Raw genomic sequence first — 9,590 nt, 5'->3', positions numbered from 1 at the left:
TCCGGACGGTCGCCGCCCGGACGCGGGCCCGGACGGGGACCGGGCTTGGGCGCCTGGCCCATGCCGGTGTTGGTCGAGCTGAACGGGTTGTTGCCCGGACGCGGGCCGCCGGGGCCACGACCGCCGCCACCGCCACCGCCGCCTGGGCGGGGGCCGGGACGCGGGCCGGGCTTGGGCGCGCGGGGACCCGGACGCGGGCCGCCGTCGCGACCGCCCTCGCGGGGGCCGGAACGCTGACCGCCGTCGCGGGGGCCGCCTTCACGCTGACCGCCGTCGCGGGGGCCACCATCACGGTGCCCACCATCACGGGGGCCGCCGTCGCGGGGACCGCCGGCGGGGCCGCCGCCCCGGGGTCTCGGGGCGGGCGAGGCGGGCGACGCGGAGGCCGCGGCCGCCGGGGCCACCGGCGTGCTGGGCGCGGGCGGGACCGGACCCGGACGCGGGCCGGGCCTGGGGCCGCCGCCCTGACCACCGGAACCACCGGAACCACCGGCGCCGCCGGCGGCGGGCCGGGGCCCGGGTGCGGCAGGACGCGGCGCCTGCGGCTTGGGCGGACCCGGACGGGCGCCCTGAGGTGCGCCGGAGGGCGCGGGACCGGACGGGCCGGGCCCGGGCCGCGGCGCCGACGGGCGCGGGCCGGGGCGCTTCGGCGCGACCCTGTTGTCCGCCTTGGCGGACGAAGAATTGGAGAACTCCTGTGTGAGCCTGCGAACGACCGGCGCCTCGATCGTGGAGGACGCCGAACGCACGAACTCGCCCATTTCCCTGAGCTTGGCCATGACGACCTTGCTCTCTACACCGAACTCCTTGGCGAGTTCGTAAACCCGGACCTTCGCCACTGCACTCCCTACTCGGTCCGGGGGTGCGGCCTCCGGACCGTCGCTAACCTGCCGTACTCATCGCGGCGTGCTCATCGAGCGCTCATAGCAATCTCGACCTGCTTCCGACTAGACGTCGCTTACCGTTCGGCCATCCTGCTGCTGCGGCGCCTGTGCCGCAAGCCCGTCTCGCAGCACACTGACATCGAGCGGCCCCGCCAGGCGAAAGGCCCGGGGGAACGCCCGACGTCGCTCAGCGAGCTCGAGACATCCCAGGTCGGGGTGCAGGTGGGCACCCCGGCCCGGCATCGCTTTGCCCAGGTCGGGGACGATGACGCCCTCGACCGCCACCAGGCGCAGCAGGTCGGACTTGGCCGTGCGAACCCGGCAGCCCACGCAGGTGCGAAGCGGGACCGCCCGGCCACGTGATGAAAGTCTACCGCGCCGAGGCGTCGGCGGGACCTGTCGCATGCTCTCCTGACGTAGTTGATCCAGATTCGCCGGATCCGGCCGCTTTGTCGTTGTCACCGGGACGGTACTGTTCCGCGCCGCCGGAGCGGTTCTCCGCCCGGCACGGACACGACCCGCCCGGCGGCGCCCGCACTGTTACGAGGCTGTGACCCGGACGGCCCGCGCCGGCCCCGTCCGCCCCGCCGCGAGGCGGGGTCGGAGCGGGGGCGCCGTCACGAGGCGGTGCCCTCCGGGGCGCCCTCCTGAGCCTGGGCCGCCCGGCCCTCCTGCCCGGCCTTGCCGGCCTGCCCGGCCTGACCTTCCTGTCCGGTCTGACCTTGCCGGCCGGTCTGGCCGGTCTGCGGGGTCTGGCCCTCCTGGCCCGGCTGCCGCGCCTGCTCGACCTGCTCGGTGTCGGACCGGATGTCGATCCGCCAGCCGGTGAGGCGGGCGGCCAGGCGGGCGTTCTGGCCCTCCTTGCCGATCGCCAGCGACAGCTGGTAGTCGGGCACGATCACCCGCGCCACCCGGGCGTCGGCGTCCACCACCTCGACGGCGGAGACCCGCGCCGGCGACAGCGCGTTGCCCACGAAGTCGGCCGGGTCCTCGGACCAGTCGACGATGTCGATCTTCTCGCCGTGCAGCTCGTGCATCACGTTGCGGACCCGGCTGCCCAGCGGGCCGATGCAGGCCCCCTTGGCGTTCACCCCGGCCTTGCGGGAGCGGACCGCGATCTTGGTGCGGTGCCCCGCCTCCCGGGCGATCGCCGCGATCTCCACGGTGCCGTCGGCGATCTCCGGGACCTCCAGCGCGAACAGCTTGCGGACCAGGTTGGGATGGGTCCGCGACAGCTGCACCGACGGGCCCCGGTGCCCCTTGCGCACCTGGACGACGTAGGCCCGCAGCCGCTCGCCGTGGTCGTAGGACTCGCCCGGCACCTGCTCCTGCGGGGGCAGCACCGCCTCGATCTTGCCGAGGTCCACCAGCACGTTCCGCGGGTCCTTGCCCTGCTGGATGATGCCGGAGACGATGTCGCCCTCACGGCCGGCGTACTCGCCGAACGTCAGCTCGTCCTCGGCGTCCCGCAGCCGCTGCAGGATGACCTGCTTGGCCGTGGTCGCCGCGATACGTCCGAACCCCGTCGGGGTGTCGTCGTATTCCCGGACGGTCTGCCCCTCCTCGTCGGTCTCGGTCGCCCACACGGTCACGTGGCCGGTGGCGCGGTCGAGCTGGACCCGCGCCTTGGGGGCCGCGCCCTCGGTGCGGTTGTAGGCGATCAGCAGGGCGTCTTCGATGGCCTTGACGGCCACGTCGAGCGAGATGTCCTTCTCGCTCTCCAGGCTGCGCAAGGCGGTCATGTCGATGTCCACGAGGCTCCCCCCTCTATTCCGGCTCAGCCGGAGAACGCGATTCCTCGGCCTCGCCGCCGGGCGGGCGGAACTCCACCTGGACCCGTCCGCGCCCCAGCTCGCCGAGGCCGAACCGGCGCCTGGTCGTCTCGGGACCGCCCTTGCCGCCCTTGGCTCCCGGCCCGCCGCCCTTGGCGGCCTTGGCTCCCTTGCCCTTACCGCCGCCCTGGCCGGTGCCGGTGACGTCGATGACGACCGACTCCTCGTCCGCGGAGACCACCCGGCCCTCGATCTGGCCGCCCTCGGCCAGCGGCGCGACGACCAGCCGGCCGGCGGCGCGGCGCCAGTGCCGGGGCTCGGTGAGGGGACGGTCGACGCCCGGCGAGGTCACCTCCAGCACGTACGGGCCGGTGCCCATGACCTCGGCGTCGTCGAGGAGGCCGGAGGCGGCCTGGCTGAGCAGCGCGACGTCGTCGAGGCTCACCCCGCCGTCGGCGTCCACCACGATCCGCACCAGCCGGCGCCGGCCGGCGGGCCGCACGTCGACCTCCTCCAGGTCGAAGCCCGCCGCGGCGACGGCGGGCGTCAGCAGGCGGGTCAGATCCTCCACGGCCGCCGCGCGGCCGCCGCCCGCGGCCGGAACGGCGTCGCGGCCCCGCTGAGCGCGTCCACCGCCGGACTCGACGCTCATGGGCTCTCCTCTGTGTGGCCTTTATTGGTGCTGTGGGCAGTGCCGGACTGTTCAGGTCGTCCCAGGTCTCTGCCCAGGTCGGACTGGAGGCCTGGTGCGGCCCGCCTTCAAGACTATCGACAGACGGGCACCTCAGCGGCCTTTCGGACGGCTCACCGGCGCGCCGGTGTATGGAATGCTTGAGCTGGCGCGATGGGCGGATCGTCCGCGCCGGGCCGACACCGCCACGGCACTCGGTGAGGAGACGCGTTGCCAGCAGCCGGACCGGGCGGCGTCGCGACGTCCAGGCGGGCGGCGCTGCTGGGCGGGGGTGCCGCGCTGACCGTCCCGCTCCTGAGCGGGTGCGCCGGCGCGGACGGCGACGGCGACCGTGCCGCGCGGGCGCCGCTCGGGGCCGGGGTGCCGATCCTGGTCGGGGCGATCGCGGCCGAGCAGGATCTGATCGCCCTCTACGAGGCGGCCCGCCGGGCGCACCCGTCCCTGGCCGGCCGCATCGACCCCGCGCTGGCCCACCACCGCGAGCATCTGGCCGTGCTGCGCCGCCACTACGTGCCCGGGACGGGCGACCGGGCCGGCGAGGGCGGCGCGATCCCGCGGCCCACGCCCAGGCAGGCGCCCGGCAAGGCGTCGCAGGCGCTGGCGGCCCTTCGCGAGGCGGAGGAGCGGGCGGCCGAAGCCCGCGCGGCCGACGCGGGCCGGGCCGATCCCGGTCTGGCCCAGCTCCTCGCCAGCATCGGCGCGTGCGAGGCCGGGCACGCGGCGGCGCTCGCGGAGGAGTAGCGGACCGGCGAGGATCCTAGGCACGGGGGTTCGATGATCACGCGAGGCCGGCGGGCGGCGTCCGTCGACGCGCTCCAGACGGTCCTGCGGGCCGAGCACGCCGCCGTCTACGGGTACGGGGTCGTGGGCGCGCGCCTGCGGGGCTCCCTCCGGGAGTCCGCCAGGACGCTGTGGAACGCCCACCGCACCAGGCGCGACGAGCTCGCGGCGCGGATCACCGGCCTCGGCGCCGAGCCCGCCGCCGCGGCGCCCGCCTACCGGCTGCCCGTCCAGGTCGCCTCCGCCCGTGGTGCCGCCCAGGTCGCGGCCGCGCTGGAGGACGATCTCGTGGTCTCCTACACCGGCCTGGCGGGGTCCGCGGACGCGGCGCTGCGCACGTTCGCGGCCCAGGCCATGCAGGAGGCGATGGCGCGGGCCGTGCGCTGGCACTCCCTGTCGGGACGGCCCGTGAAGGAGCCGTCCGCGGGGCCTTCGGTACCCGGCCCGCCCCGTACGTCGGCGTTCCCCGGACTGTCCGCCGGCGCCCTCGTCCCCAGGCCGCGACCGGGCGACTGACCGCACACCCTAGGAACATTCACCCCATTAGTCGCGTTGGTCCCTTTTGGATACCGGCATCACTCGGGGGAGGGACCGGCGATGAACACGACGCACAAGGACACGGCGGCCAGGACCAGGGCGGGCAGGACCGGGCACCCGGTCAAGAAGGAGCACGCGCACAGCGTCTCCACCTCATCGGACTCATCGGAGACCCTGGACGCGCTGCGCGCCGCCTACCAGGCGCAGCTCTCCCAGCTGGCCTCCGAGCGGGACGAGGCGCGCCGCCAGGCCCGCCGCGCCAAGGCCGAGGCGGACGTGGCCAGGGCCGACCTGGCCAGCCTCACGGCACGGGTGAACGAGCTGCTGTCGGCGGCCGCGTCCCATCTCCCGCACCGGACCTGACGTCACACCTCGCCCCTGACCATGTCGATCAGGCGGTCGAGAACATAGGAGTCGGCCGTCAGGCCGTTGTGGGCGTACTCGTTGGTGATCCACCGGCGCAGTCCCCTGACCGCCGCGGCCGTCTCCAGCGAGTGCTCGCGGTCGACGTACATGTCGTCGTGGTAGACGGCCGCCGCCACCGGGACGGTGTTGGCGGCCAGCACGCCGGGGTCGTACAGGGGCGGCCATTCCTCGTCCCGGGCCAGCATCTCGGCGCACTCCTTCAGCGGCCGCAGCGCCGGGTCCTCGTCGAAGAACCAGGGGTAGATCATCTCCCCGAAGAGCATGGCGGGCTCCTCGAACTCCGGGAACTCCTCCAGAACGCGTTGCGCCGCCCAGTTCGACGCCGTCCCCTGGCAGTAGCTCGGCTCGTGGAGCAACGCGTACAGGGGGTGGCGGGCGTAGCCGACGGCCGCGTCCACGCCGTGGAGGAAGGTGTCGGAGAGTTCCTCGCCCTCGAACGCCTCCTCCAGGAGGTGGTGCAGGTCATCGAAGTGCGCGGACGAGCCCAGGTCGTGGCCGAGCGTGCGGAACCTGCGGCCGGTGAGGCGCTCGCCGCCGGGCAGCCGCACGTCGCGGCCGTCCAGGTGGCCGACCACCCGCCGGACGAGTTCGCGGTCGCCGGGGTAGCGCGCGTAATAGCGTTCGACGGCGGCCCTGACGCGCGGGTAGGCGGCGCGGTAGACCTCGTCGGCCCCGGCGGTCAGGCTCGGCAGCCCGCCGGTGATGAACGCCTCGCGCAGCCCTTCGGGCGCCAGCGACAGGTACGTGACCGCGCAGAACCCGCCGAAGCTCTGGCCCAGCACGCTCCACGGCCGGTCGCCGGCCAGGGCGCGGCGCAGCAGTTCCGCGTCCCGCACGATCGAGTCGGCGCGGAAGTGCCGCAGCCGGCGGGCGGCCTCCGCGGGGTCGGCGGGCAGCGTCCGCCGGTTCGCCGGGGTGCTGCGGCCCGTGCCGCGCTGGTCGAGCAGCAGCACCCGGTAGTCGCGCAGCGCGCGGCCCAGCCAGGCGGCGGCGTCGCCCGGACGGGTCGCCTTGTGCCCGGGGCCGCCCTGCAGGAAGAGCAGCCACGGAAGGTCGTCGTGCTCCCGGCCCGGGGCGACGACCTCGCGCGCGTAGACCTCGATCGTGCCGCCGTCCGGATCGCCGTGGTCGAGCGGGACCTCCAGGAAGTGGTCGGTGCAGACGAAGCCGGGACGGCGGAACGTGACGGTCATGCCCCCACTATGGCCCTGACCGTCCGGCCCCCGGGGACCCGGCCTGGTTCTCTCAGGACCAGCGGTCGATGTGGTGCAGCAGGTCGCCGAGGCCCCCGATGGTGGCGTCGGGGGTGACCGAGTCCCAGGCGGGGACGGTGCTGTTGGGCACCAGCACGCCGCGCAGCCCGGCGGACTTGGCCCCGTGGATGTCGTCGTAGGGGCGGTCGCCGACGAACACGCACGCCGCCGGGTCGTCGGCGCCGACCGCCGCCATCGCGGCGCGGAACGCCTCGGCGTGCGGCTTGGTCCAGGGGATCTCGCTGGAGTAGACGGCGCCGTCGAGGAGGTCGAGCACGCCGTCGCGGGCGAAGATCCGCTCGTGCCAGTCGCGCGACCACATGGTGTTGGACAGCACGCCGACCTTGATGCCGCGCTCGCGCAGCGTCCGGAGCAGGCCGGGCGCGGCCGGGTCGATGATCGTGTGCGGGGTCCAGATGTCGAACTGGGTGGCCAGCATGGCCTCGCTCGGCGCCACCCCGGCGAGCTCGAACAGCTCCTCCAGCGTGGCGCTGCGGTGCTCGTCCCGGCCCCGCCGCCACAGCTCCAGCTCGGCGTCCAGGAGGGCGGTGGCGACCTCCTCGACCTGGTCGGGGTCGAGGTGGGCGGCGCACACCCGCCGCCACATCTCCCCCAGCTCGATGTCGTGCCACGGGGTCAGGGTGCCGCCCCAGTCGAAGATCACAGCAGAAACCGCCATGCCGGGATGGTAACCACGACGGGCCCTCCGCGGGCCTTCGGCGGGCCCGAAGGCGGCCCGGTGCACGCCCCTCGGGCGGCCCTTGAAGGACGGCGGCGGGCCATGGATGATCTTTCAGACGATGTCCTGACGCGTCCGCGCGTCCCCCGGAGGCGCGACCGGGGCTCGGGCCGACCCTGCTGAACCGATGGGAATGGCGAGGAGCTCATGTCGCGTATTCGCAGATGCCTGGCGGCCGGCGCGGTGCTGGCCGCCGTGGCCGCGCCCGGCGCCGTCCCGGCGCTGACCGCCCCGGCGGCCGCGGCGCCGGTGCCCGACGGGCCGGGCCGGGGCCTGGTGCCCGCCTACCTCGGAGCGCCCGCGACGCCTCGCCCCATGGCCGGGACGCCGATCCCCGCCAACCCGCACCAGGGGCCGGTCGGCCTGTCGTCCATGCACGCCGACAGCCACGCCTCCGACACCTACCCGTTCAGCGGGCCGCTGGGGCGGCGGCCCCAGGTCCTGTCGGAGGCGAAGGCGGGCGGGCTGCTGCCGGGGCTGTGCTCGACGGTCACGTTCGCCCGCAGGACCGGCCTCATCGTGGCGCAGTGCACGCAGGGCGCGAACTTCACGCTGCGGCTGATCGACCCGAAGACCCTCAAGGACCTGGCGACGTTCCGGCTCCCGCCCCGCCCGTCCACGGTGACGGCCGTGGTGACCGCCGACTTCGACAAGGTCCTCACCGACACCTCCGGCGGCGCGTACTACTACCTCGATCCGCGGGACCGCGCGGTGCTCGCCGACTCGGCCTTCCACCTGCGGCGGTTCGCGCACGAGAAGGGCCCGGACGGGACGTGGCGCTTCACCGTCACCGACGACTGGGACCTGAGCGGGCACCTGCCGCACGACTGCGCCACCTGGACGAACCCGTGGCCGAAGGGCGAGTGCGACCCGGTCACGGCGGTCGGCCCGGACTGGGGCGGCCTGATCTGGTGGATCACCCGGAACGGCCGGATCGGGACGGTCGATCCGGGCACCGGCACGGTCCGGGCGATCCGGCTGCCCGGCGAGGGGATCCAGAACTCCTTCGCCGCCGGCGAGGACGGGGTGTCGATCGTCTCCGACCACGCGCTCTACCGGCTGCGCGCCGGCCGCGACGGGACGCCGGAGATCGTGTGGCGGGCGCCCTACGACCGGGGAAGCGGGCGCAAGCCGGGGCAGATCGACCAGGGGTCCGGGACGACGCCCACCCTGCTCGGCACCGAGTACGTGGCGATCACCGACAACGCCGACGACCGGATGAACGTGCTGGTGCACCGCCGCTCGGACGGCCGGCGGGTCTGCGCGGTCCCGGTGTTCCGCAGTGGCGCGAGCGCCACCGACAACTCGCTGGTCGGCTACGGCCGCAGCCTGTTCGTGGAGAACAACCACGGCTACCGCAACTTCTTCGAGCTGCCGCCCGGGGGCTCGCCGGCGGGCGGGGTGAGCCGGGTGGACGTCGACGCGGACGGCCGGGGCTGCCGCACGGTCTGGGAGAGCGCGGAGCGGTCGCCGTCCACGGTCGCGAAGGCGTCGGTCCCGGCGGGGCTGCTGTACCTGTACACCAAGGAGCCCCGGAGGGATCTCATCGACGCCTGGTACCTGACGGCCGTCGACGTCCACACCGGGCGGACGGTCTACAAGGTCCTGACGGGCACCGGGAAGTGGTTCGACAACAACTGGGCGCCGATCACGCTGGGCCCGGACGGCACGGCCTATGTCGGTGTCGTGGGCGGACTGGTGGCGGTGCGCGACCGTCCCTGAGCCGGATGTGGCCATCTGAGTGATCGCGCCCACACCTGGGTTCCGGAGGGTCTCCGGCGGGAATGTTCGTGCGCGATCGGGGGTTGCGGCGAGCGGGGCTAGCTTGCGAGGTGACCGGGACATGAGCCGATCAGTCACGGCATCTACGCGACCCGCCCCCGATCACGTTCTCGATCACGGCCCCGCCGCCCAGGAGGTTCCCGCGGCTCTCGACCTGTCCGCCGAGCCCCGCGCCCGCCGTTCCCGGAGGCGCAGGCTCGCGCAGTGGGCGCTGATCGCCGCGGCCGTCGTGCTGCTGGTGGCGTTCCGCGACCGGCTGCCCGACATCGGCGCGATGGGGGACGCGGCGGCCGGGGCGCGGCCGGAGTGGCTGGCGGTGGTCGTGGTCGCCGTGGCGATCTCGATGGGCTCGTTCGCGCGCCTCCAGCGGCGGCTGCTGCGGATCGGCGGGGTGCGCATCTCGCTGCGGCGGGCGTTCGCGGTGACGTACGCGGGCAACGCGCTGTCCACCACGCTCCCGGCCGGGCCCGCGGTCAGCGTCGTCTACACCTTCCGGCAGTTCCGGCACAGCGGCGCGACGGCGCAGCTGGCGACGGCCGTGATCCTGGTCGGCGGCGTCATCACGACCTCCGCCTACTCCCTGATCGCGCTGGCGGCCCTGCTCGCGGCGCCGCAGGCGCGCGGGCCGGCGATCGCCGCGCTGGCGGTGCCCACGATCGCCGTGCCGGCGCTGTCGCTGGTGGTGGCGCTGTTCGGCCCGCGCGCCCGCGCCGCGGCGCTGGCGGG

General features: G+C 74.8%; 11 protein-coding genes and 1 pseudogene. 5 read left to right on the top strand and 7 right to left on the bottom strand.

Going from position 1 to position 9,590, the window contains the following annotated elements; translation table 11 throughout:
- The 5 genes and pseudogenes from ACFPZN_RS55095 to rimP all read right to left on the bottom strand — a co-directional run.
- A partial coding sequence (locus tag ACFPZN_RS55095; protein WP_378293257.1) for a hypothetical protein occupies positions 1–307 on the bottom strand: 307 nt, incomplete at its 3' end.
- A 394-nt stretch (positions 308–701) separates the two neighbouring features.
- Positions 702–839 (bottom strand): annotated as a pseudogene (locus ACFPZN_RS55090) (translation initiation factor IF-2 N-terminal domain-containing protein); the annotation flags it as partial.
- Between the two features lie 108 nt (positions 840–947).
- Positions 948–1,289: a YlxR family protein gene (locus ACFPZN_RS55085; protein WP_378293253.1), complete on the bottom strand. Its 342-nt coding sequence runs from the start codon at positions 1,287–1,289 to the stop codon at positions 948–950.
- Between the two features lie 212 nt (positions 1,290–1,501).
- On the bottom strand, positions 1,502–2,626 hold the full coding sequence (nusA, locus tag ACFPZN_RS55080) for a transcription termination factor NusA (protein ID WP_378293255.1): 1,125 nt from the start codon (positions 2,624–2,626) through the stop codon (positions 1,502–1,504).
- 25 nt (positions 2,627–2,651) lie between these two features.
- A complete protein-coding gene (gene rimP, locus ACFPZN_RS55075) occupies positions 2,652–3,308 on the bottom strand; it encodes a ribosome maturation factor RimP (protein WP_378293251.1) in 657 nt (218 codons plus the stop codon).
- A 249-nt stretch (positions 3,309–3,557) separates the two neighbouring features.
- Here rimP and ACFPZN_RS55070 point away from each other — a divergent pair, with 249 nt between their 5' ends.
- The 3 genes from ACFPZN_RS55070 (at position 3,558) to ACFPZN_RS55060 (ending at position 5,027) form a co-directional block, all read left to right on the top strand.
- Positions 3,558–4,088: a hypothetical protein gene (locus ACFPZN_RS55070; RefSeq protein WP_378293249.1), complete on the top strand. Its 531-nt coding sequence runs from the start codon at positions 3,558–3,560 to the stop codon at positions 4,086–4,088.
- Between the two features lie 33 nt (positions 4,089–4,121).
- A complete protein-coding gene (locus tag ACFPZN_RS55065; RefSeq protein WP_378293247.1) occupies positions 4,122–4,643 on the top strand; it encodes a ferritin-like domain-containing protein in 522 nt (173 codons plus the stop codon).
- 81 nt (positions 4,644–4,724) lie between these two features.
- Entirely contained in the window at positions 4,725–5,027 is a 303-nt protein-coding gene (locus ACFPZN_RS55060) for a hypothetical protein (RefSeq protein ID WP_378293245.1), read from the top strand.
- Between the two features lie 2 nt (positions 5,028–5,029).
- Here the strand turns inward: ACFPZN_RS55060 and ACFPZN_RS55055 are convergent, their stop codons facing one another.
- Positions 5,030–6,283, bottom strand: a complete 1,254-nt coding sequence (locus ACFPZN_RS55055; RefSeq protein ID WP_378293243.1) for an alpha/beta fold hydrolase — start codon at positions 6,281–6,283, stop codon at positions 5,030–5,032.
- 52 nt (positions 6,284–6,335) lie between these two features.
- Complete coding sequence (locus ACFPZN_RS55050; protein WP_378293241.1) at positions 6,336–7,022, bottom strand: HAD family hydrolase; 687 nt, start codon at positions 7,020–7,022, stop codon at positions 6,336–6,338.
- A 207-nt stretch (positions 7,023–7,229) separates the two neighbouring features.
- Between ACFPZN_RS55050 and ACFPZN_RS55045 the strand changes: the two genes are divergently transcribed.
- The gene (locus ACFPZN_RS55045) at positions 7,230–8,804 is read left to right on the top strand and encodes an NHL repeat-containing protein (protein ID WP_378293239.1); all 1,575 of its coding nucleotides are present in this window, start codon (positions 7,230–7,232) and stop codon (positions 8,802–8,804) included.
- Between the two features lie 121 nt (positions 8,805–8,925).
- The coding region (locus ACFPZN_RS55040; protein WP_378293237.1) for a lysylphosphatidylglycerol synthase domain-containing protein at positions 8,926–9,590 on the top strand (665 nt) is incomplete at its 3' end.

Source organism: Actinomadura rugatobispora, from assembly GCF_042656285.1.
GTDB classification, from domain to species: domain Bacteria; phylum Actinomycetota; class Actinomycetes; order Streptosporangiales; family Streptosporangiaceae; genus Spirillospora; species Spirillospora rugatobispora.
This window is presented reverse-complemented; position numbering and strand designations above follow the sequence as displayed.